Origin of the sequence: Streptomyces uncialis, assembly GCF_036250755.1 — a bacterium.
In the GTDB taxonomy this organism is placed as follows: domain Bacteria; phylum Actinomycetota; class Actinomycetes; order Streptomycetales; family Streptomycetaceae; genus Streptomyces; species Streptomyces uncialis.
The window spans coordinates 5,595,928-5,617,497 of record NZ_CP109583.1 but is presented as its reverse complement, the minus strand read 5'-3'; the positions used below and the strand labels follow the sequence as shown (position 1 = coordinate 5,617,497).

20 protein-coding genes are annotated in these 21,570 nt (G+C 71.5%); 8 read left to right on the top strand and 12 right to left on the bottom strand.

Annotation, left to right across the window (positions count from 1 at the left end):
- Positions 1–2 precede the first annotated feature (2 nt).
- From OG711_RS23380 to OG711_RS23360, 5 genes are read right to left on the bottom strand one after another with little or no spacing between them, the layout of a single operon-like run.
- Positions 3–656, bottom strand: a complete 654-nt coding sequence (locus tag OG711_RS23380; protein WP_329560264.1) for a NuoI/complex I 23 kDa subunit family protein — start codon at positions 654–656, stop codon at positions 3–5.
- Between the two features lie 5 nt (positions 657–661).
- Positions 662–1,627 (bottom strand): complex I subunit 1/NuoH family protein, encoded by a 966-nt coding sequence (locus OG711_RS23375; protein ID WP_073792926.1) that lies wholly within the window; start codon positions 1,625–1,627, stop codon positions 662–664.
- Positions 1,624–3,087 carry an NADH-quinone oxidoreductase subunit C gene (locus OG711_RS23370; protein WP_329560263.1) on the bottom strand — a complete coding sequence of 488 codons (1,464 nt, stop codon included), beginning with the start codon at positions 3,085–3,087 and terminating at the stop codon, positions 1,624–1,626. Before OG711_RS23370 ends, OG711_RS23375 begins: the two co-directional genes overlap by 4 nt.
- Complete coding sequence (locus OG711_RS23365) at positions 3,084–3,719, bottom strand: NADH-quinone oxidoreductase subunit B (protein WP_099280531.1); 636 nt, start codon at positions 3,717–3,719, stop codon at positions 3,084–3,086. The genes OG711_RS23370 and OG711_RS23365 overlap by 4 nt, the downstream gene beginning before the upstream one ends.
- Positions 3,710–4,111, bottom strand: coding sequence for an NADH-quinone oxidoreductase subunit A (locus OG711_RS23360; RefSeq protein ID WP_073792929.1), 402 nt, complete (start codon positions 4,109–4,111; stop codon positions 3,710–3,712). Before OG711_RS23360 ends, OG711_RS23365 begins: the two co-directional genes overlap by 10 nt.
- A gap of 397 nt (positions 4,112–4,508) precedes the next feature.
- Between OG711_RS23360 and OG711_RS23355 the strand changes: the two genes are divergently transcribed.
- From OG711_RS23355 to rarD, 6 genes are all read left to right on the top strand, one after another.
- Positions 4,509–5,822: a sensor histidine kinase gene (locus OG711_RS23355; RefSeq protein WP_399505136.1), complete on the top strand. Its 1,314-nt coding sequence runs from the start codon at positions 4,509–4,511 to the stop codon at positions 5,820–5,822.
- Between the two features lie 203 nt (positions 5,823–6,025).
- On the top strand, positions 6,026–7,378 hold the full coding sequence (locus tag OG711_RS23350) for a sensor histidine kinase (protein ID WP_073792931.1): 1,353 nt from the start codon (positions 6,026–6,028) through the stop codon (positions 7,376–7,378).
- 681 nt (positions 7,379–8,059) lie between these two features.
- On the top strand, positions 8,060–8,719 hold the full coding sequence (locus OG711_RS23345) for a LuxR C-terminal-related transcriptional regulator (protein ID WP_281257843.1): 660 nt from the start codon (positions 8,060–8,062) through the stop codon (positions 8,717–8,719).
- Positions 8,720–8,964: 245 nt separating this feature from the next.
- Positions 8,965–10,920 (top strand): 2-oxoacid:acceptor oxidoreductase subunit alpha, encoded by a 1,956-nt coding sequence (locus tag OG711_RS23340; protein ID WP_073792932.1) that lies wholly within the window; start codon positions 8,965–8,967, stop codon positions 10,918–10,920.
- Complete coding sequence (locus OG711_RS23335; RefSeq protein WP_329560262.1) at positions 10,913–11,992, top strand: 2-oxoacid:ferredoxin oxidoreductase subunit beta; 1,080 nt, start codon at positions 10,913–10,915, stop codon at positions 11,990–11,992. The genes OG711_RS23340 and OG711_RS23335 overlap by 8 nt, the downstream gene beginning before the upstream one ends.
- Positions 11,993–12,774: 782 nt before the next feature.
- A complete protein-coding gene (rarD, locus tag OG711_RS23330) occupies positions 12,775–13,779 on the top strand; it encodes an EamA family transporter RarD (RefSeq protein WP_329560261.1) in 1,005 nt (334 codons plus the stop codon).
- 143 nt (positions 13,780–13,922) lie between these two features.
- Here rarD and OG711_RS23325 read toward each other — a convergent pair whose 3' ends face one another.
- Complete coding sequence (locus OG711_RS23325; protein ID WP_329560260.1) at positions 13,923–14,408, bottom strand: winged helix-turn-helix transcriptional regulator; 486 nt, start codon at positions 14,406–14,408, stop codon at positions 13,923–13,925.
- 168 nt (positions 14,409–14,576) lie between these two features.
- Between OG711_RS23325 and OG711_RS23320 the strand changes: the two genes are divergently transcribed.
- Positions 14,577–16,061 carry an MFS transporter gene (locus OG711_RS23320; protein ID WP_329563983.1) on the top strand — a complete coding sequence of 495 codons (1,485 nt, stop codon included), beginning with the start codon at positions 14,577–14,579 and terminating at the stop codon, positions 16,059–16,061.
- A gap of 199 nt (positions 16,062–16,260) precedes the next feature.
- Here OG711_RS23320 and OG711_RS23315 read toward each other — a convergent pair whose 3' ends face one another.
- From OG711_RS23315 to OG711_RS23300, 4 genes are all read right to left on the bottom strand, one after another.
- Positions 16,261–16,575: a hypothetical protein gene (locus OG711_RS23315; protein WP_073792936.1), complete on the bottom strand. Its 315-nt coding sequence runs from the start codon at positions 16,573–16,575 to the stop codon at positions 16,261–16,263.
- A gap of 211 nt (positions 16,576–16,786) precedes the next feature.
- Positions 16,787–17,296 (bottom strand): FBP domain-containing protein, encoded by a 510-nt coding sequence (locus tag OG711_RS23310; RefSeq protein ID WP_266516604.1) that lies wholly within the window; start codon positions 17,294–17,296, stop codon positions 16,787–16,789.
- A gap of 557 nt (positions 17,297–17,853) precedes the next feature.
- Positions 17,854–18,507 (bottom strand): CGNR zinc finger domain-containing protein, encoded by a 654-nt coding sequence (locus tag OG711_RS23305; RefSeq protein WP_266516607.1) that lies wholly within the window; start codon positions 18,505–18,507, stop codon positions 17,854–17,856.
- 253 nt (positions 18,508–18,760) lie between these two features.
- Positions 18,761–19,096: a hypothetical protein gene (locus OG711_RS23300; protein WP_329560259.1), complete on the bottom strand. Its 336-nt coding sequence runs from the start codon at positions 19,094–19,096 to the stop codon at positions 18,761–18,763.
- Positions 19,097–19,268: 172 nt separating this feature from the next.
- Here OG711_RS23300 and OG711_RS23295 point away from each other — a divergent pair, with 172 nt between their 5' ends.
- A complete protein-coding gene (locus tag OG711_RS23295) occupies positions 19,269–19,541 on the top strand; it encodes a GntR family transcriptional regulator (RefSeq protein ID WP_266516613.1) in 273 nt (90 codons plus the stop codon).
- 218 nt (positions 19,542–19,759) lie between these two features.
- On the opposite strand, the gene OG711_RS23290 is transcribed toward OG711_RS23295, so the two are convergent.
- Positions 19,760–20,407: a response regulator gene (locus tag OG711_RS23290; RefSeq protein WP_073792940.1), complete on the bottom strand. Its 648-nt coding sequence runs from the start codon at positions 20,405–20,407 to the stop codon at positions 19,760–19,762.
- Entirely contained in the window at positions 20,404–21,549 is a 1,146-nt protein-coding gene (locus OG711_RS23285; RefSeq protein ID WP_329560258.1) for a sensor histidine kinase, read from the bottom strand. Before OG711_RS23285 ends, OG711_RS23290 begins: the two co-directional genes overlap by 4 nt.
- Positions 21,550–21,570 lie beyond the last annotated feature (21 nt).

Sequence of the window (21,570 nt, the reverse complement as noted above, 5' to 3'; positions counted from 1 at the left end):
GATCACGGGGTTCCCTCCGGTCCGGGGGCCGTGTCGTCGGGGGTGGCCGACGGGGTGCCGGGGGTGGCCTGGGACGCTGCCGTCGCCGCCGCAGCCGCCTGCGCCTCCGCTTCGGCCTCCGCCGCGTACTTGTCGGCGGTCTTACGGGCGGCGGCCAGTTCCTTGGGCTCCTCGGCGGCGGGGTCGAGGGCGGGCGGCGCCGGGACGGTCCACATCCACTCGCGGAGCTTGTCCCGCTCATGGGTCAGTTCGAGGATGTCCGTCTCGGCGTACTCGAACTCCGGCGACCAGAACAGCGCGTCGAACGGGCACACCTCGATGCAGATACCGCAGTACATGCAGAGCGAGAAGTCGATGGCGAACCGGTCGAGCACATTGCGGCTGCGCTCGCGTCCGCCGGGGGCGGCGGCCGGCACCGTCTCCTTGTGGGAGTCGATGTAGATGCACCAGTCGGGGCATTCGCGGGCGCAGAGCATGCAGACCGTGCAGTTCTCCTCGAACAGCGCGATGACGCCCCGGGTGCGGGGCGGCAGTTCGGGCTGGACATCGGGGTACTGCGCGGTGACCGTCCTGCGGGTCATCGTCCGCAGGGTGACGGCCAGGCCCTTCGCGAGGCCGGACCCGGGGAACCTGCGCGGCGGAAGCGACTCGGACATGGGTGTCACATCACCACCTTGACGACGCCGGTGAGGGCGATCTGGGCGAGGGCGAGGGGGACGAGCGTGGTCCAGGCGAGGCGCTGGAGCTGGTCCTCCCGCAGTCGGGGATAGGTCACGCGCAGCCAGATGACGACGAACGCGAGGACGGCGGTCTTCAGCAGGGTCCACACCCAGCCGAGCCCGTCGGCGCCGAGCGGACCGTGCCAGCCGCCCAGGAACAGGACGGTGGTCAGCCCGCACAGGACGACGATCCCGGCGTACTCGGCGAGCAGGAACAGCGCGAACCGCAGTCCGGTGTACTCGGTGTACGCGCCGAAGATGATCTCCGAGTCCGCGACCGGCATGTCGAACGGCGGACGTTGCAGCTCCGCGAGTCCGGCCACGAAGAAGACGATCGCGCCGACGATCTGCCAGGGCAGCCACCACCACTCGAACGCGGCGACGATTCCCGGCAGCGAGACGGTACCGGCGGCCATCGCCACGGACGCGGCGGCGAGCAGCATCGGCAGCTCGTACGACAGCAGCTGGGCGGCGGTGCGCAGTCCGCCGAGCAGGGAGAACTTGTTGGCGGACGCCCAGCCCGCCATCAGCGAGCCGAGGACGCTGACGCCCATGACCGCGAGGACGAAGAAGATGCCCGCGTCGATCACCTCGCCGACGGCGCCCTCACCGGGTCCGATCGGGATGGCGAGGAGGACGAGCAGATACGGCAGCAGGGCGACGGCCGGGGCGAGTTGGAAGACCTTGCGGTCGGCCCGCGCCGGGACGATGTCCTCCTTCTGGGCGAACTTGACGCCGTCGGCGACGAGCTGGGCCCAGCCGTGGAACCCGCCCGCGTACATCGGGCCGAGGCGGCCCTGCATATGGGCCATCACCTTGTGCTCGGCCTGTCCGACGACGAGCGGCAGCACGAGGAAGACGGCGAAGACGACGAGGAGTCGCAGGGCGACGTCGAGCGCGTCGTTCACTGCGGACCTCCAGGGGTGTCGTCGTCCGTGGCTGTGTCCGGGTCCGGGTCCGTGCTCGGGTCCGGGGTCGGGGTCGGGGCCGGGGTCGGGGCCGTGGTGTTGTTCGTGGCCGCGTCCGGGGCTGCGTTCGTGTCCGAGTCCGTGGCCTTGTCGTCCGCCTTGGCTTCGGCCTTGGCTTCCTCCTTGTCCTCGGTACGGGACCCGCTGTCCGGTTTCGTGGCCTCGGGTTTCGTGACCTCGGGTTCGGTGGCGGCCGGTTCCGTGGTCTTGGGTTCCGTGGTCCCGGGTTCGGTGGTCCCGGGTTCCGTGGCCGGTGGGCTGTCGCCGGTGGGGCGTGACGCGTCGAAGGCGGGCCGCGCGTGGTGCCAGGGCGCGTCGGGGCTGCCGGTGCGGGGCGGTGCGGCCGGGGCGGCGGACTCGGCGGAGGTGTCCGCCGCGCTGTCGCCGGAGGCCGTGGGCGCCGAGGACTCCGGCGAACCGGAGTCGGGAGCCGGGGCGGAGTCCGGGGCCGGGGCGGCCTCGGGACGCTGGGACGCGGAGCCGCCGGAGACGGACCGTGCCCTGCGGGCGGGCCGGGCCCCGGGTTCGGCCGTCGTACCGGCCCCGGTGTCCGTACCGGTACCGGAAGTCGGCGTACCGGTCGAGCCGTCGGACGCCGGTGCAGCAGTACCCGTGGCACCGCTGGCCGGGGCGCCCGTACCGGGTGCCGCGCCCGCCACCGGCGCACCCGTGTCGGCAGCCGTACCCGTCTCCGTACCCGCCGTACCCGTCTCCGTACCTGCGGACCCCGCGGGGGCCGTACGCGCGCGGCGGACCGGTCGGTCCCCGGCCGCGCGTGCGGCGGCGCCGCCCGCGCGGCCCGCCGCGCCGCGGGCCGGACGGGCCGGGGCGGGTGGGAGCTGGCCCTTGAGGGGGCCCCACTCGTTGGGGTCGGGGACGCCCGGCGGCAGCATCTGGCGGCGCTTGGGCCCGCCGTGCTCGGACTCGCCGGGCTCCTTCGCGCCGGGCCACGCCTTGACGACCCGGGCGGCGAGCACGAAGTCCTTGCGCAGCGGGTGTCCCTCGAAGGTCTCGGGCAGCAGCAGCGGATCGAGGCCGGGGTGGCCGTCGAAGCCGACGCCGAACATCTCGTGGGTCTCGCGTTCGTGCCAGGCGGCGCCCGCGTACACGCCGACCGCCGAGGGCAGTACGGCGGCCTCACGCGGGACGGCGGTGCGCACGAGCAGCCGACGTACCGGGCCGAGGGCGACGACGTGCGCCGAGACGCGGAATCCCGTCCCGCCCTCGTCGACAGCGCTCAGCCAGTCGAAGTACGTGCAGCCGAGGGTGGTGCGCGCGGTCTCCAGGGCGGTGATCCAGGAGGCGGCGGGGACGTCGACGGTCAGCAGGTCGTACGACTCGTCCGCCGTGGCTTCGGGGCCGAACAGCTCCTCGGCGGGAGCGGGCAGCCAGCCCGTCATCGGTCGCCCTCCCGCTCGTCCGCGGCGGCGGCCGGCGGCGCGGGCGGCGGCGTCAGACCGCTCTGGAGCGCGGCGGCCGACGGGCCGCCGGTCACGCCGTACCGCTCCCCCAGCGACTCCCGGGCGATCTTCTCCTGGAGCTTGAGGATGCCCTGGAGCAGCGCCTCGGGCCGCGGCGGGCAGCCGGGGACGTACACGTCGACGGGGATGATCTGGTCGACGCCCTTGGTGACCGAGTACGAGTCCCAGTACGGGCCGCCGCAGTTGGAGCAGGCGCCGAAGGAGATGACGTACTTGGGCTCGGGCATCTGCTCGTACAGCCGCTTCACGGCCGGGGCCATCTTGTCGGTGACCGTGCCGGAGACGATCATCAGATCGGCCTGCCGGGGGCCCGGGGCGAACGGGATGACCCCGAGGCGGATGAAGTCGTGGCGGGCCATCGACGCGGCGATGAACTCGATGGCGCAGCAGGCGAGTCCGAAGTTGAAGACCCACAGGCTGTACCGGCGGCCCCAGTTGAGGACCACCTTCATCGGTTCGGGGGCCAGCCGGGAGAGCGCGCCGAGCCTGCGGGGCTCGGGCAGCGGCACGGGGCCCGGCGCGGTGGCGGATGCGGGCGGGGTCACGTCCATGTCAGGACGCCCTTCTTGTACGCGTAGAGCAGGCCCACGGCGAGGAACCCGAGGAAGATGAACATCTCGACGAGGGTCGTCGCCCCGTACCCCGGGTCCGCGAAGACGGTGGCCCAGGGGAAGAGGAAGATCGAGTCGACGGCGAAGATCACGTACAGGAACGAGTAGACGTAGTAGCGGACCTGGGTGTGTGCCCAGCCGTCGCCGACGGGGTCGACACCGCACTCGTAGGTGAGAAGTTTCTCCGGTGTCGGCACGACCGGGCGCAGCAGTCGTCCGGCGCCGAAGGCGACGGCGACGAAGAGCACGCCGATGACGGCGAGCAGTCCTACGACGGAGTACGACTGGAAGTAGCTCTCCGAGCCCTCCGCGAGAACGGTCGGTTCCGGCACGTCCGCCCCTCGCTCCCTGAATCTTGCGCCCGATGGCGCGTTCCGGACCCGGAACGCCGGGCGGCGGAGCGGGTGGTGCGCGTGCGGTGCGCGATGTTCGACGTTCTGTACGCACGGGAGTCTAGGCCCTGCTAAGGGGACCGTAAGCAGCCCGGCACGGGGCCGCGGCCGGAGCGGGGCCGGACCGCGTTCGGGGCGGGGGGTGCGGCGAGGGGGCGGGGGGTGCGGTGGCGCGAGGTGCGGCGGAGGCGCGGCGGGGGGTGTGGCGCGGGTGCGGCGGGGGGTGTCGTGGCCGGGCCTCGGGGTGGGGGACGGGGCGGATGGTGGGGTTATCCACAGCGTGGGAAGGCGGTCCGCCTCATGGCGCCGGGGGCCCACCACCAGGCACGCTTTGGACATGACCGCACGAATGACCGCATCCGCCGAGGGCGGGGGCAGGGCTTCCGGCCCGGGCCCGACGGCAGGGCAGCCCGCCGCGAGAGGCGGGTCCCGTACCCCGGGGGCCCGGCCCGGGGTGTCCGGGGACCGAGGGGCCGGAGGGGAGCTGGTGGAGAAGCCGCCCCCGCCGCGCTTCCCGCTGGACAGGTGGGCCCGGCGGGAGACGCTGCATCTTCTGCTGAACCTGCCGTTCGGCCTGCTCGGCTTCGTCTACGCGGTGACGACCCTGGCGCTCGGTGCCGGGCTCGCCGTGACGGTGATCGGTCTGCCGCTGCTCGCGGCGAGTCTGGCCGGTTCGCGGCGGCTCGGCCGCGCGGAGCGGACCCGGGCGCGGGTCCTGCTGGGGGTGCGGGTGGAGGAGCCGAGCCCGCTGCCGCTGCGCGGGCGGCCGTACCTGGTGCGGCTGCGGACGATGCTGGCGGACCCGGTGGCCTGGCGGGCGGCGCTCTACGCGGTCATCAGACTGCCGTGGGGTGTGCTGACGTTCGCGCTGGCGCTGGTGTCGCTGCTGGTGCTGTGGCCGCTGCTGCCGTATCTGGCCCGCTGGCTGACCGATGTCGACCGGATGATGGTGCGCGGCCTGCTCTCGCCCTCCGACGAGCTGGAGCGGCGGATCGCCGAGCTGGAGTCGGACCGGGGGGTCGTGGTGGACACCGCGGCGGCCGATCTTCGCCGTATCGAGCGTGACCTGCACGACGGGGCCCAGGCCCGGCTCGTCAACCTCGCGATGGGCCTCGGCCTCGCCAAGGAGAAGCTGCTGGAGGACCCCGACACGGCCGCGCTGATGGTCGACGAGGCGCACGGCGAGGTGAAGCTGGCGCTCCAGGAGCTGCGGGACCTCGCCCGGGGCATCCACCCGGCCGTCCTCACCGACCGCGGACTGGACGCCGCCCTGTCCTCGGTGGCCACCCGCTGCACGGTCCCGGTCCGGGTGACGACCGACATGGGCGGCCGACCCGCCGCCGCGATCGAGGGCATCGCGTACTTCACCGTCTCGGAACTCCTCCAGAACGTCAGCAAGCACAGCCGCGCCCGCTCCGCCTCGGTGGAGGTCTGGCGCTCGGGGGACCGCCTCCTCATCCAGGTCGAGGACGACGGCCAGGGCGGCGCGAGCCTCGAAGGGGGGACCGGGATGGCGGGCCTCGCGGACCGGCTGGGCGCGGTCGACGGCCTGTTCATGGTCGATTCCCCGGTCGGCGGCCCGACCACGGTCACGGCGGAGCTGCCGTGGCGCGACCGGGTCGCGGACCCCCCGTCCGAGCGGAAGGGATAGGGGGAGCGGGCAGCCCGCCGGCCCGGAGGTGGGCCCGGAGGTGGGCCCGGGGGTAGGGAAAACCCCCGGGCGGAGACGGAGACCTGCCGCATGGTCCCGCCCGGCCGGGGCCGGGAAGCTGGAAGCACGGACGGACAGCCGGTGGTCCGGGTGGGCCGATGGGAACGCGCCGGTCCGGCGTGACGAGCAGAAGGACGACGAAGATGGCCACGGAGTACGGACAGGATTACGGGCGGCAGGGCCGGCCCGGGTTCGGCGGGGCGGGGTCCGGCGCACGGCATCTGCTTCCGGCGGGGCTGCGCGCGCCGTTCGCGGCGCGGATGTGGCGCGAGTTCGGCTTCACCCTGCTCAGTCTCCCGATCAGCGTCATCACGTTCACCCTCGCGGTGACGATGTTCTCGCTGAGTGCCGGACTGCTGATCACGTTCCTCGGCGTCCCGCTCCTGGCGGCCACGCTCGCGTCGGCCCGGGGATTCGCCGCGATGGAGCGCACCCGGGCCCGGGCCCTGCTGGGCATGGAGATCGGGAGCGCGGAGCCGCTGCGCGCCGCGAAGCCGGGCTTCATGGGATGGGTCGGCGCGGTCTTCAAGAGCGGCTCCTCCTGGCGGAACCTGCTGTACATGGTGCTGCACATGCCCTGGTCGATCGTGACCTTCACGGTGTCGGTGACCTTCTGGTCCCTCGGCTGGGCCCTGCTGACGTACCCGCTCTGGTACTGGGTCTTCCCCACGTACGTCGGCCAGGACGGCATCCAGCTCTTCGGTGACGAGAACCGCTCGGTGTATCTGAACAACCCGTTCGAGCTGGCGGTGACCGCCGGGATCGGGCTGGCGCTGACGCTGGCCACCCCGTGGCTGATCCGGGGCCTGACGATGGTGGACCGGCTGCTGGTCTGGGGCCTGCTGAGCCCGTCGAAGCTGGTCAACCGGGTGGTCGAGCTGGAGTCGGACCGGGGTGTCGTGGTCGATACGGCGGCGGCCGATCTGCGCCGTATCGAGCGCGACCTGCACGACGGGGCCCAGGCCCGGCTCGTCAACCTCGCGATGGGCCTCGGCCTCGCCAAGGAGAAGCTGAACGAGGACCCGCACGCGGCGGCCCGCATGGTGGACGAGGCGCACGGCGAGGTGAAGACCGCGCTCCAGGAGCTGCGGGACCTCGCCCGGGGCATCCACCCGGCCGTCCTCACCGACCGCGGGCTGGACGCCGCGCTGTCCTCGGTGGCCTCGCGGTGCACGGTCCCGGTGCAGGTCGAGGTGGATCTGCCGCAGCGTCCGGCGCCCGCGATCGAGGGGATCGCGTACTTCACCGTCTCGGAACTCCTCCAGAACGTCAGCAAGCACAGCGGGGCGACCCGGGCCACCGTGGACGTCTGGCGGGTGGAGAACCGGCTGCTGCTCCAGGTCACGGACAACGGCGTGGGCGGCGCGGAGGTCGGTGCGGGGTCCGGTCTCGCGGGGCTGGCGGAACGCCTCGGCGCGGTGGACGGCGTCCTGGTCGTCGACTCCCCCGTCGCGGGCCCCACCCGGGTCACGGCGGAACTCCCCTGGCGCACGTGACGCCTTCGCTTGCGCTTTTGGGGTACTGCCTCGTGCTGCCGCTCTTCGGGTAAGGGGTCGCCCTCACTTCCGAGGTCTGTCCGGCTGGACGTACTTCGTTCCTGTGCCGTCGCTCGGTGGTTTCGCGCAGTTCCCCGCGCCCCTGGATGCTGCCCCATTACGGTCGCTTCTTCGGGTGCGGGTCGGCCCTCGTCTTCGCGCAGTTCCCCGCGCCCCTTTGGGGCGCGTCCGGTCGGTTCTTCGGGTCGGTGCCGGTCGGGATTCTCCGTCCTCGCTCCAACGCGCTCGGTACGACGTACCCGTACCCGACTGAAGAGCATCGGAGTCTGCGGGCAGAGATTCCCGCCCACCCCCTTACGTGAGTCCTGCGACTGCGCGGGGAGGGTGGTCCCGCACCCGAAAGGCCGCCTGAAGGAGCGCCCCAAAGGGGCGCGGGGAACTGCGCACCCCACGAGCGACGGCACAGGAACGAAGTGCGCCCAGCACAGGAAACCCAGGGGCGCGGGGAACTGCGCACCCCACGAGCGACGGCACAGGGACAAGTACGTCCAACCGGACAGACCTCGAAAGCGCAAGCGAAGGCGACCCGTGGAGGCGAACGGCCACTGTTGGCCACCTGGGATGCTGGACCCGACCGACGGGATTCAGCTCAGGGTGGGGGGCCAAAGCGTGGAGGCAAGGGTGAGAGTGGTCATCGCCGAGGATTCGGTGCTGCTCCGGGAAGGACTGACCCGGTTGCTGACCGACCGGGGCCACGACGTGGTCGCGGGCGTGGGCGACGCGGAGACACTGATCAAGACCATCACGGAGCTCGCCGCCGAGAACGCGCTGCCGGACGTGGTGGTGGCCGATGTCCGGATGCCGCCGACCCACACGGACGAGGGTGTCCGCGCGGCGGTCCGGCTCCGCAAGGCACACCCGGGCCTGGGCGTCCTCGTGCTGTCCCAGTACGTGGAGGAGCGGTACGCGACGGAGCTGCTCGCGGGTTCCAGCCGCGGTGTGGGCTATCTGCTGAAGGACCGGGTCGCGGACGTCCGGGACTTCGTGGACGCGGTGGTCCGGGTCGCCCAGGGCGGCACCGCCCTGGACCCCGAGGTGGTGGCGCAGCTCCTGGGCCGCAGCCGCAAGCAGGACGTGCTCGCGGGGCTGACCCCCCGGGAGCGGGAGGTGCTGGGGCTGATGGCGGAGGGCCGGACGAACTCCGCGGTGGCCCGGCAGCTCGTGGTGAGCGACGGTGCCGTGGAGAAGCACGTCAGCAACATCTTCCTGAAGCTGGGGCTGTCGCCGAGTGACGGGGATCACCGGCGTGTTCTAGCGGTCCTCACGTATCTCAATTCTTGATCGCCCCACACTCTGTCGGGGACACGAAGAGACGAGGCGGGAGCGTCGCCCCGCCGGGAATCGGGGCCACGAGTGATCATGGAGAGCCGGGTCGCCATGCCATATCAGCCATCATGCGCATCTCACGAACGCGTCCATCATACGAACGGCCGAGGGAAGGTGACCCTTACCGACGTAGGGTATGGGCGGGGTAGGTCGGCCACCCGGCCCACCTGGAAGAGCCGCCCCGAGGGAGGTCCAGTTCAGTGACCAGCCAGGTCAGTAGCCCAGCCGAACCGGCCGACGGGACCGCCGTCGAACATGTCGGCGGGCAGCGTCTGCCGACGCCGGACCAACCAGGTGGTGAGAAGGAAGTCCGCCGACTGGACAGGGTGATCATCCGCTTCGCGGGTGACTCCGGGGACGGTATGCAGCTCACCGGTGACCGCTTCACCTCGGAGACCGCGTCCTTCGGCAACGACCTGTCGACGCTGCCGAACTTCCCCGCCGAGATCCGCGCCCCCGCAGGCACCCTGCCGGGGGTCTCGTCCTTCCAGCTGCACTTCGCCGATCACGACATCCTGACCCCGGGCGACGCGCCGAACGTCCTGGTCGCGATGAACCCGGCCGCGTTGAAGGCGAACATCGCCGACGTGCCGCGCGGCGCGGAGATCATCGTCAACACGGACGAGTTCACCAAGCGGGCCATGCAGAAGGTGGGATACGACACATCCCCCCTGGAGGACGGCTCGCTGGACGGCTTCAGCGTGCACCCGGTGCCGCTGACCACGCTGACCGTGGAGGCGCTGAAGGAGTACGACCTGTCCCGCAAGGACGCGGGCCGCAGCAAGAACATGTTCGCGCTGGGACTGCTGTCCTGGATGTACCACCGGCCGACCGAGGGCACCGAGAAGTTCCTGCGGACGAAGTTCGCGAAGAAGCCGGACATCGCCGAGGCGAACATCACGGCGTTCCGCGCGGGCTGGAACTTCGGCGAGACGACCGAGGACTTCGCGGTCTCCTACGAGGTGGCCCCGGCGACGAAGGCGTTCCCCGCGGGCACGTACCGCAACATCTCCGGCAACCTCGCCCTGTCGTACGGGCTGGTCGCGGCCGGGCAGCTGGCGGATCTGCCGCTGTACCTCGGGTCGTACCCGATCACTCCCGCCTCCGACATCCTGCACGAGCTGTCCAAGCACAAGAACTTCGGTGTGCGGACGTTCCAGGCCGAGGACGAGATCGCGGGCATCGGCGCCGCGCTCGGCGCGGCCTTCGGCGGTTCGCTCGGGGTGACCACGACCTCCGGTCCGGGTGTCGCGCTCAAGAGCGAGGCGATCGGGCTCGCGGTCTCCCTGGAGCTGCCGCTGCTGATCGTGGACATCCAGCGCGGCGGCCCGTCCACCGGGCTGCCCACCAAGACCGAGCAGGCCGACCTCCTCCAGGCGATGTACGGCCGCAACGGCGAGGCGCCGGTGCCGATCGTGGCGCCGCGGACCCCGGGGGACTGCTTCGACGCGGCGATCGAGGCCGCGCGGATCGCGCTGGAGTACCGCACCCCGGTGTTCCTGCTCAGCGACGGCTACCTCGCCAACGGCTCCGAGCCGTGGCGGGTCCCGGAGACCGAGGAGCTGCCGGACCTGCGGGTCCAGTTCGCGCAGGGCCCCAACCACACGCTGGACGACGGCACCGAGGTCTTCTGGCCGTACAAGCGCGACCCGCGGACGCTGGCGCGGCCGTGGGCGATCCCCGGCACGCCCGGTCTGGAGCACCGGATCGGCGGCATCGAGAAGCAGGACGGCACGGGCAACATCTCGTACGACCCGGCCAACCACGACTTCATGACCCGCACCCGGCAGGCGAAGATCGACGGGATCGCGGTCCCCGACCTGGAGGTCGACGACCCGTCCGGCGAGGCGCGGCTGCTGGTGCTCGGCTGGGGTTCGACGTACGGGCCGATCACGGCGGCGGCACGGCGGCTGCGGGCGGCCGGTGAGCAGGTCGCGCAGGCGCATCTGCGGCACCTCAACCCGTTCCCGGCGAATCTGGGCGAGATCCTGGAGCGCTACGACAAGGTGGTGATCCCCGAGATGAACCTCGGCCAGCTCGCCACCCTCGTCCGCGCCAAGTACCTGGTCGACGCCCGGTCCTACACCCAGGTGACCGGACTGCCGTTCAAGGCGGAGCAGCTCGCCACGGTTCTCAAGGAGGCCATCGATGGCTGAGACCACCACGGACGGCGCAGGCGGCATCCAGGCTTTTTCCCTGGTGCCGAAGGCCACGGCCAAGCAGTCCATGAAGGACTTCAAGTCCGACCAGGAGGTGCGCTGGTGCCCCGGGTGCGGGGACTACGCGGTCCTCGCGGCGGTCCAGGGCTTCATGCCGGAGCTGGGCCTGGCGAAGGAGAACGTCGTCTTCGTCAGCGGGATCGGGTGCAGCTCCCGTTTCCCGTACTACATGAACACCTACGGGCTGCACTCGATCCACGGCCGGGCGCCGTCCATCGCGACGGGCCTCGCGTCCTCGCGGCGGGACCTGAGCGTGTGGGTCGTCACGGGTGACGGTGACGCCCTCTCCATCGGCGGCAACCATCTGATCCACGCGCTGCGCCGCAACGTCAACCTCAAGATCCTGCTCTTCAACAACCGGATCTACGGTCTGACGAAGGGCCAGTACTCCCCGACCTCGGAGGTCGGCAAGATCACCAAGTCGACGCCGATGGGGTCGCTGGACGCGCCCTTCAACCCGGTGTCGCTGGCGATCGGCTCCGAGGCGTCGTTCGTGGCGCGGACGGTGGACTCCGACCGCCAGCATCTGACGAGTGTGCTGCGGCAGGCCGCGGCGCATCCCGGTACGGCGCTGGTGGAGATCTACCAGAACTGCAACATCTTCAACGACGGCGCGTTCGAGGTCCTCAAGGACCGGCAGCAGGCCGAGGAGGCCGTGATCCGGCTGGAGCACGGGCAGCCGATCCGGTTCGGGGTGGACGGCGCGAAGGGTGTCGTCCGCGATCAGCTGACCGGTGACCTCCAGGTGGTGGAGGTCACGGAGGAGAACGCGGATCAGGTGCTGGTGCATGACGCGCACAGTCCGTCGGTGACGAACGCGTTCGCGCTGTCGCGGCTCGCCGATCCCGACACGCTGCACCACACCCCCATCGGGGTGTTCCGGTCGGTGGACCGGCCGGTGTACGACACGTTGATGGCGGACCAGCTGGATTCCGCGGTCGAGCAGCACGGGAAGGGGGACCTCGCGGGGCTGCTCGCGGGGGGCGACACCTGGACGGTCGTCGGCTGATCCCTTGGCAGGTGGCCTTCGTAAGTCGCACGTCGCAGGTCGCCTTTGCTCGCGCCCCCGGGTTCGTACCTGGGGGCGCACCTGTTTCCTGTGCCGTCGCTCGGTGGGTTCGCGCAATTCCCCGCGGGTCGCCTTCGCTTGCGCTTCCCAGGTCCGTCCGGCGGGACGCACTTCGTTCCTGTGCCGTCGCTCGTGGGTTTCGCGCAGTTCCCCGCGCCCCTATCGGGGCGCCATCTGCTTGTTCTTCGGGTCGGTGCCGGTCGGGATTCTCCGTCCTCGCTCCAACGCGCTCGGTCGGACATTCCCCTTGCCCGACTGAAGAGCATCGGAGTCTGCGGGCAGAGATTCCCGCCCACCCCCTCCCGCAGCAGCGCGACTGCGGGAGGGAAGGGGGTGCCCCGTCAGGGGCGCGGGGAACTACGCAAAGACGAGGACGGCCCCGCACCCGGCGAACGACCGCAAGGGGCAGCACCCAGGGGCGCGGGGAACTGCGCACCCCACGAGCGACCCGCACAGGAAACAAGTACGCCCAGCCGGACAGACCTGGGAAGCGCAAGCGAAGGCGACCCGCGGGGAACTGCGCACCCCACGAGCGACCCGCACAGGGACAAGTACGCCCAGCCGGACGAACCTGGGGAGCGGGAGCGGGAGCGAAGGCGACGCGAGGGCGGCTCACGGGGTGTCATGACCGTATCGCGGTACGGGCATGACAGGGCGGGGGAGTCGGCGCTACCTTCTTGGAGGCGTGCCGTTCGCACGCGCATCCGGTACGAGGGGGAGCCATGGCTGCGACGGAGGCGGGAGCCGCTGCGACGGCCGGACCGGGGGCGTCGACCGGCGCGTCCCCGGGCGCCCCGAGGGACGCCCACGGCGAGCACCGTTTCGGCCTGCTGAACGGCGTCACCGCGTACGCCATGTGGGGGCTCGTCCCCCTCTTCTGGCCGCTGCTGAAGCCCGCCGCGGCGGCGGAGATCCTGGCCCACCGCATGGTGTGGTCGCTCGCCTTCGTCGCCCTGGGCCTGCTCGTCGTACGCCGCTGGGCGTGGGCCGGGGAGCTCATACGCAGCCCCCGTCAGCTGGCGATGCTCGTCGGCGCGGCGGTGGTGATCACCATCAACTGGGGCGTGTACATCTGGTCGGTGAACGCCGGCCACGTGGTCGAGGCGTCGCTCGGGTACTTCATCAACCCGCTGGTCACCATCGCGATCGGCGTGCTGCTGCTCAAGGAGCGGCTGCGCCGCTGGCAGTGGGTGGCGGTGGGCACCGGTGCCGCCGCGGTCGTCGTGCTCACCATCGGGTACGGCCGGCCGCCATGGATCTCGCTGTGCCTGGCGTTCTCGTTCGCGGTGTACGGGCTGCTGAAGAAGAAGGTGGGGCTCGGGGGGCTGGAGTCGCTGTCCGCCGAGACCGCGGTCCTGTTCCTGCCGGCGCTCGGCTATCTGCTGTGGCTGGGCGCACGCGGTGAGTCGACGTTCGGCAGCGAGGGCTTCGGCCATATGGCGCTGCTCGCGGCGACCGGCCTGGTGACCGCCGTACCGCTGGTCTGCTTCGGGGCCGCGGCGATCCGGGTCCCGCTGTCCACGCTGGGGCTGCTCCAGTACATGGCGCCGATGTTCCAGTTCCTGCTGGGTGTCCTGTACTTCAAGGAGGCCATGCCGCTGGAACGCTGGCTCGGCTTCGCCCTGGTGTGGGCCGCGCTGTCACTGCTGACCTGGGACGCGATCCGCACAGCCCGCAACAACCGCAGGCTCCTCGCCGCCCAGAACACCCTCACCCGCCGTACCTGAACCGCCCGAGCGATCGCACTCGCGCCGAAGCCCGCACGGAATACCGGTACCGGCGGAACCCCGCGCTCCCGTTCCTGCACGTTTGTCCGGGGGCACCTACGCCCAGGTGGGAGGACACCACGGGGGACGGGCCGGACGGCCCCTCAACCGACCGCCCGCGCGTCGTACGCGGCCCGCGCCGCCGCGATCTCCGCCCGATGCGCCTCCGTCCAGTTCACCAGGGACTGGATCGTCTCGTGCAACGTGCACCCCAGCGAGGTCAGCCCGTACTCCACCCGGGGCGGCACCACGGGGTGAACCGTCCGGTGGACCAGCCCGTCCCGCTCCAGCTGCCGCAGCGTCACCGTCAGCATCCGCTGGCTGATGCCGTCGATCTCCCGCCGCAGTTCCGTGAACCGCAGCGTCCTGTTGTCGAGGAGCGCGATCACCAGCAGGGACCACTTGTCCGCGATCCGGTCGAGGATCTGCCGTACCTCGCAGTCCTCACGGGTGTCCCACTGGAACGGGTCGAAGCAGTCCGCGTCGGTCCCGTCCACGACCGGTGCGCCGGACCCGTCCACGCCTGGAGCGTCGGCCACGGCCATGGTGCCGCCGGGGTTACTCGGTGACTTCGAAGTGCCTTCTTCCATGCTGGCCGAGCATGCCGCAGGATCGCCTTGGTTACAAGAGGGAACCGACCCCCGATGGGGAACCGACCCTCACTCCGGTAACCGACCGATCCCGCGCGACCTCTGTGAAGGAGCCTCGTCATGGCCACGAGCATGAGCACCGGTACGGGCGCCGGTACAGGCACCGGTATGGGCACCCGCGCCTGGGCACTGCTGCTCGTCCTCTGCGGAACGATCTTCCTGGAGGGCATCGACGTCGCGATGCTCGCCGTGGCGATCCCCACGATCCGCGCCGATCTAGGACTCGGCACAGGCACCGCGGCATGGGTGGTGAGCGGCTACGTACTGGGCTACGCGGGCTTCACCCTGCTGGGCGGCAGAGCGGCGGACCTGCTGGGCAGACGGCGGATGTTCCTCTTCTGGCTCACCGTCTTCCTGCTCTTCTCCGGGCTCGGCGGCTTCGCCACCGAGGGCTGGATGCTGGTCGTCGCCCGCTTCGTGACCGGTGTCGCCGCCGCGTTCATGACCCCCGCCGCGCTGTCCCTGATCACCACGTCGTACGAGGAGGGCCCCGCACGCAACAAGGCCCTGCTGATCTTCGCCGGGACCGCCGCCGCGGGCTTCTCGCTCGGGCTCGTCATCGGCGGTCTGCTCACGGAACTGGGCTGGCGCTGGGTGTTCTTCGCACCGGTCCTGCTCGCCGGCGCGCTGCTGATCGCGGCGGTCCGGCTGATCCCCGTGCAGCCGGTGCCCGTGCGCACCGGCGGACCGGCCGGCTTCGACGCGCTGGGCGCGGTGACGGCCGCGGGGGCGATGCTGCTCACCGCGTACGGGATCGTACGGCTGGAGCACGGTTTCGACGGGTGGCGGCTGACCGTGGGCGCGCTGGCCGCCGGGGCGCTGCTGCTGGGCGCGTTCGTCGCGGTCGAACGGCGCAGCAGCGATCCGCTGGTGCGGCTGGGGATCTTCCGCAAGGCGCCGATGGTCCGCGCGGACCTCGGGGCGCTGCTCTTCGTCGGGGCCTTCTTCGGCTTCCAGTTCGTGCTGACCCTCTACCTCCAGGAGCTGCGCGGCTGGTCCTCGCTCCAGACCGCGGTGGCGCTGGTCGTGATGGGCGTGGACGCGATCCTGGCGCCGACGCTCACCCCGAAGCTGGTCGAACGCTTCGGCAACGCCCGGGTGATCCTCGGCGGTTTCGTCGCCGCGGTCCTCGCGTACGTGATGTTCCTGCCGGTGGGCATGGACTGGTCGTACACGGCGATGCTCCCGACGCTGCTGCTCGCGGGGGTCGCCTTCGGGCTGGCGTACGGGCCGCTGACCATCGCGGCGACCGACGGTATCGACGCGGAGGAGCAGGGGCTGGCCGGTGGACTGCTGCACACCTCCGTGCAGTTCGGCTCGGCCATCGGCATCTCGGCGGTGACGGCGGTGTACGGGATCGCCTCGGCCGGCGCGGGCGACGATCCGGGCGCCCGGCTGGACGCGTTCCGCTCCGCGTTGTTCGTGCCGGTGGTGATGGTCCTGGTCGGACTCGCCCTCGCGATCCACGGGGTACGCCGCGCCGAACGCCCGGTCCGCTCCCCCGCCGAGCAGACCGTCCCCGTGGAGCAGATCGTCCCGGGCATCCCGGGTTCCCCGGATCCCGGTTCCCTCGTGACCCCGTCGCACCGCTGAGTGCCTGCGCCTGTGCCTGTGCCTGTGCCGGTTTCCGAATCCCGTATCGGCAGGCCGGAGGGCGCTGGCCCGAGAGGGGAGCTTCGGGGAAGCGTTCGGGGGACGGTCACGGTGACCGTCCCCCGAACGGAAACGGCTGAGACGGGCGTGCTGCGGGGAGACGAGCGGCGAACGCCGTGGCGGGCGTCGCTCCGACCGGTCACAGACCGGTGATCTCCCGGCCCTTCTTCAGCACGGAGCCGAGCCTGTCCACCGCGGCACCCTGCCGCCTCTCCCGCGCCGCCCGGTCCGCCGGTACCAGCCGCGCGGCAGCCTGTACGGCACAGGCGTCCGGGTCGCCGAACGCGGCCCGCGGCTGCTCTCCCGTATCCGCGCAGTGCGCCGTGACCTCCTTCACCGCCTGGAGCACCACTGCCCGGTCCACGCCCGGCTGCATGGCCAGCCGCACCTGGAAACGGGCCAGCCACTTCTCGCGGTCCTTCGCCGCGTCCGTTGTCAGGTCCTTCTTCGCCACGTGCCCTCCCGGGTGACCGGCAGCCGTCCGTCAAGGGGTCGGACGCCCACAGCTTTCCGCCGCGCCTGCCCGGAAATCCCGGTGCCAGACCTCCCGCCCCGGTGACACCTGTCGCGCCTCGGGTGCGGACCGGGTACGTGTACGGGTCGGAGCTCGCCGGCCGCGACCGTGTTGCCGGGAAGACCTCGTCGTCCTCCCTCTCCGGATCACCTCACGTTCTGCGGCGTGCGGTTCGTTCGGCGTCGGGCACCGAACGTATGAAGGCGATCGCGCGCGAACGCACGCCTTCGCGGCGCGCGGCGATGATGTCGTCGCCCGGGGGATCGTAGGCATGGCGGGTCGGCTCGGTACGCGTCTTCACCGCGCAGTCGAGATCGGTGCACAGGAGGAGACCGACGGTGTTCAGGCGTTCGCGTTTGTCGCGGGACGGGCGCCGGGCGGTGAACAGTGAGACCTCGTTGAACCGGCGGCTGGACCGGCACAGGTCGCACATCATCGCGCGCGATCCGTCCGCATGGTTCGGGGCCTGCCGCAGCAGCACCCCCAACGCCTGGCCGTCGGCCTCCGTGACGAGGTAGGCGCACTTCGCGGCGCGCGGATCCCGCCACCCGAGGTAGTCGATCCGATGCCATGGGGCGTCGTCGAACCAGGCCGGCAGTCGTACCTTGCTCCCGGTTCGGTCGAGGTTCACGATCGCGCCGCGCACCTCTTCCCTGCTCATCGGGCGCATGACTTCACCTGCCGCCGGTGGCAGACGAAAGTGCCGGTCAGGATGTTCGGTGGAGTGCTGGAGAGAGTCTTGCAGGTGCTGGACACCCGGGGTGCTCCTTGCTGGGAGGTCTGCGATGGCAGCAAGAGCAGGCCGAGCGGCCTCGACGAAGACACCCGCCCCCGGGCACCGCGACATACGCGCGGGCGGAGACGTGGGCTGATTCAGAGCACCGGAGATCGTCACGTCCGGTCACCGTCGGAGAGAGGACGGCGTCACGAGGACGGACTACTAGCTACAGCTAGACGGTGCCGCGAGGCGCGCGCGGCGCGAGCCGAAACATAGATCTCTCTCCTCGGGCACACAGGGCCCAGAACACATCGAAGGAACCCCGCGACAGTAACAACGGCGCCCAGACGAAGGCCACGCATTTACCGGGCACCGCCGGGCCGCCGTCGGTCCTGACGGTCGCCCCGGTGGTCCTGCTGCTCGAACCGTCCGGCCGTCACCGGGGTCGGCCGCGTTCGAGTCCTCCACGGTCGGGTCCCCCACCTTCGGGTCCCCCGCGTTCAGGTCCCCGCGTTCGGGTCCGCCGGGCGGGCCCGGTGGGTGCGGACCTTGTGCCGGTTGCCGCACCGTTCCATCGAGCACCAGCGCCGCCGTCCCGGCCGCGACGTGTCCACGAACAGCAGGGCGCAGTTGTCCGTGGCGCACTCCCGGACCCGGTCCCCGTGCGGTCCGCCGAACAGTTCGACGGCGTCCCGGGCGACGGTCGACAGCAGCTGTCCGCCCGTGGCCCCCGGCGCCCAGGCCCGTCCCCCGTCCGGGGTGAAGCGGACGCCCAGCGGGGGGACGGCCGCGGCGGCGCTGACCTGTGCGAGCCGTGCCGGGTCCGGCGTCCGGCCGTGCGCCCGGTCCGCGGCGATCACGTGGAGCGCGTCCCGTACGGTACGGGCGGCGGCCAGTTCGTCCTCGTCCACGGTGAGGTCGAGCCCGTCCGGCAGTCGGCTCAGTACCGCCCACCGCGCCAGGTCGGCGGGCTCGTGCAGCACCTCGAACCGCGCGAGCCACCCCGGTCCCCCGGTGAGCAGCAGCTCCAGGCACAGGGCGCCGGGGTCGAAGCGGAACGAGGTCCCTCCGTGCGAGTGCAGAGTGAGGCCGGGCGTCCGCCGCCGGTCACCCAGCCAGAGCCCGACCGGTCCGGCGCCTGCCTCATTCGTCATGTAACCACCATAAACGGTTACGTCGCCCCGGACATCACGCGCGGCAACTCCGGCGGACGGTACGCGGAATGCTCCGCCGCACACGGGCCCGAGGCGGCGGCATGGACGTGCTCGGGGCACACATGATGCGTGCCCGCGCCACCGCAGCCCACCCTCCCGTACCCGATCACCACGGGGGCCGCCGTCCAGCGCCCGCATACACAGCACTGTTCGCGCGGGGGCTCGGAAACCCGGCCGGTCAGCGCGTCACGCGTCACGCCGCCGCCGTCCGGAACTGGTGCACCCCGTCGGCCGCATACGGGTAGTCGTAGCCGAGTTCGGCCCACGCGGTCACGAAGAAGCGTTCCCGGCGCTCGGGGTCGAGGCCGCACGCCTCCTCCGCCCGGAAGACGGCCCGTGCCTGGGCGGAGGAGGGTCCGGGCCAAGGACGCCGCCACACCGATCCAGGGTCGGCGGCCACCTCCTCCGCCACACCGCGTACGTCGCGCGCGGCGAAATGGGCGGCGGAGTGCCGCCCCGGCCCGGTACGCCGCGTCGACAGGATGAGGTCGAGCACCCGCACGAGGGCATGGGCGATAACATCACGCATGTTCGGTCAGCTCCTTGAAAGCTGGTCGTTCGGAGCCCCGGCAGCCGGTCCTAAGCGGCTGCCGGGGCATTTTCATGTCCGACAGTACTCACCCTTGTCTGCACTCGTCTACCTCTGGCCATAGGCGTACACATCGACAGCTGTACGTACCGGCTCACCTATGGTTTGGCGCATGACAGAGGGCGCGATTGACCACGGCTCACCGGTTCCGGTCTACCGGCAGATCGCGGCGAGGATCATCGCCGACATCGAGCGGGGCACCCTGGCCGTGAACAGGAAGATCCCGTCGGAGTCGGACATGGTCCAGGAGTACGGCGTGGCCCGCGAAACGGCGCGCAACGCGGTCCGGTTCCTGCGCGACGAGGGATACGTCTTCACCGTGCCGCACCGGGGCACGTACGTCACCGACCGGACCGCCGAAGGCCCGTCCGGCAGCGGGGGCTAGACCCGCTCCCCCGGCCCGGCGGGAGGCACGCACTTCACGAGCGGGCAACAGGGACGGTGTCCCCATGCCGGACGGTCCCGAACCCGCAGCGTGTTCCAGACCGAGCCGTTCGAACAGCAACGGACCGGAGGAGTGGCGTACCCAGGCTGGTCGATATGCGCGCGAGCCGCTTGGTGACGCTGTGGGGGGCGGCAAACGGCGGCGGGAGCCTTGCGGCGTCAGATGCGGCCGGTCTCGTGGGCCCACATGGCGACCTCGACGCGGTTTCGGGCGCCGAGCTTTCGCATGAGGGCGGCGAGGTGGGCCTTGACGGTGCTCGGGGTGATGTGGAGCTCGTCGGCGATCTCATTGTTGGTGCGGCCTTGGGCTACCGGCACGAGGACTTCCTCCTCGCGGGCGGTGAGCGGTTCCATCGGCTGCCTGGGTGGCGGGGTCTGTGCGCGGGCGAACGCTGCGAGCAGTCGGACGGTGACGCTGGGTGCGATCAGTGCGTCTCCGTCGGCGGCGGCGTGGACGGCCTGGGTCAGCAGGGCGGGTCCGGCGTCCTTGAGCAGGAACCCGCGGGCGCCGGCTTTGAGCGCCCCGTGGACGTACTCGTCGAGATCGAAGGTGGTGATGACCACGATCGGCAGGGGATCGGGGACGTCGGGGCCGGCGAGGCGTCGGGTGGCTTCGATGCCGTCCATCAGCGGCATGCGGATGTCGAACAGGCCGACGTCGGGGCGCAGCTGGAGCGCCAGGCGGACTGCCTCGCGCCCGTCGGCGGCGGCGCCGACCACTTCGATGTCGGGCTGGGCGTCGAGCAGCATCGTCAGCCCGGAGCGCACGATGGGCTGGTCGTCGGCGATGAGGACCCTGATGCTCATCGTGGCGTCCCGGTTCGGGGCAGGACCGCCTCCACCCGCCAGCCCCGCTCGGCGGCGGGGCCCGCGTGGAAGGTGCCGCCGAGCAGTGAGGCGCGTTCCCGCATGCCCACGAGGCCGTACCCGGCCGGGGCGCGGCGGCCGGCGGCGGAGCCGTCGTCGTCGATGGTCAGCCGTACGTGGTCGGCGTCGCCTGTGACGGCGACGGTGACCTGGGTCGCCTGGCGGGCGTGCCGTCGGGCGTTGGTGACGGACTCCTGGGCCAGGCGGTAGACCGCGGCCCCGACCGCCGGGCTGAGGCCGTCGAACTCGCCGGACAGCGTCACCTCGACGCAGGGACGCGTCCGGCCATCGGTGGCGAGCTGCTCGACCTCGGCCATGCCGGGTTGCGGCGCGAACTCGGTGTCCTGTGTGTCGCGGAGTACGCCGACGATGGCGCGCAGCTCGGTGAGGGTGCGGGTCGCCGCGTCCTCGATGACAGCCAGGGCCTCGACGGCACGCTCGGGGCGGGAGGCCGCGACGGCACGTCCCGCTTGGGCCTGGATGGCGATGCCCGAGACGTGGTGGGCGACGGTGTCGTGGAGCTCACGGGCGAGCTGTTCGCGTTCGCGGGCCTTGGCCTGGTCGATGTCGCGGATAAGGATCTTCGTGTGATAGCGGATCGCGGCGCCGAGCGCGGCGGCGAACAGGAAGAACCCGTATGCCGCGACCGAATCCGCCAGGCTGGTGGTGTCGGCGATGTTGGTGAGGGCCAGCCAGAGCAGGATGACGCCGAGGCCGCCGGCGGCTTCCCGGCCGGAGCCCCACCGGAACAGGGCGTAGGCCAGGATCAGCGCCGCGGAGATGCTGTTCAGCAGGGCGCCTTGCGACCCGGTGAGGATTCTGACGATGTCGACGACCGTCAGCGTGCCGAAGGAGACCGCGACCGCGACGAGCGGGTGCGTGCGCCGCCACAGCAGGGGTCCGAGGACCGCGGGCACCGCGAGCAGCAGCAGCGGGCGTGGCGCCAGGTCCTGGCGAAGCACCGCTTCCAGCAGGGACCAGCAGCTCAGTACCGCGACCAGGGCCCAGTCCCGCGGCCTCCGGCCCGGGGCATTGGCGGGTCGGGGTTCGGCCCACAGCGAGCGGAGTGCGTTGGTGGCCATCTGATCAGCCTAGGCGGCCCG

Coding starts and splice junctions, on each gene's coding strand:
- OG711_RS23380 (WP_329560264.1), bottom strand. CDS start 656: ATGTCCGAGTCGCTTCCGCCGCGCAGGTTCCCCGGGTCCGGCCTCGCG.
- OG711_RS23370 (WP_329560263.1), bottom strand. CDS start 3,087: ATGACGGGCTGGCTGCCCGCTCCCGCCGAGGAGCTGTTCGGCCCCGAA.
- OG711_RS23365 (WP_099280531.1), bottom strand. CDS start 3,719: ATGGACGTGACCCCGCCCGCATCCGCCACCGCGCCGGGCCCCGTGCCG.
- OG711_RS23355 (WP_399505136.1), top strand. CDS start 4,509: ATGACCGCACGAATGACCGCATCCGCCGAGGGCGGGGGCAGGGCTTCC.
- OG711_RS23350 (WP_073792931.1), top strand. CDS start 6,026: ATGGCCACGGAGTACGGACAGGATTACGGGCGGCAGGGCCGGCCCGGG.
- OG711_RS23335 (WP_329560262.1), top strand. CDS start 10,913: ATGGCTGAGACCACCACGGACGGCGCAGGCGGCATCCAGGCTTTTTCC.
- rarD (WP_329560261.1), top strand. CDS start 12,775: ATGGCTGCGACGGAGGCGGGAGCCGCTGCGACGGCCGGACCGGGGGCG.
- OG711_RS23325 (WP_329560260.1), bottom strand. CDS start 14,408: ATGGAAGAAGGCACTTCGAAGTCACCGAGTAACCCCGGCGGCACCATG.
- OG711_RS23320 (WP_329563983.1), top strand. CDS start 14,577: ATGGGCACCCGCGCCTGGGCACTGCTGCTCGTCCTCTGCGGAACGATC.
- OG711_RS23310 (WP_266516604.1), bottom strand. CDS start 17,296: ATGAGCAGGGAAGAGGTGCGCGGCGCGATCGTGAACCTCGACCGAACC.
- OG711_RS23305 (WP_266516607.1), bottom strand. CDS start 18,507: ATGACGAATGAGGCAGGCGCCGGACCGGTCGGGCTCTGGCTGGGTGAC.
- OG711_RS23300 (WP_329560259.1), bottom strand. CDS start 19,096: ATGCGTGATGTTATCGCCCATGCCCTCGTGCGGGTGCTCGACCTCATC.
- OG711_RS23295 (WP_266516613.1), top strand. CDS start 19,269: ATGACAGAGGGCGCGATTGACCACGGCTCACCGGTTCCGGTCTACCGG.
- OG711_RS23290 (WP_073792940.1), bottom strand. CDS start 20,407: ATGAGCATCAGGGTCCTCATCGCCGACGACCAGCCCATCGTGCGCTCC.
- OG711_RS23285 (WP_329560258.1), bottom strand. CDS start 21,549: ATGGCCACCAACGCACTCCGCTCGCTGTGGGCCGAACCCCGACCCGCC.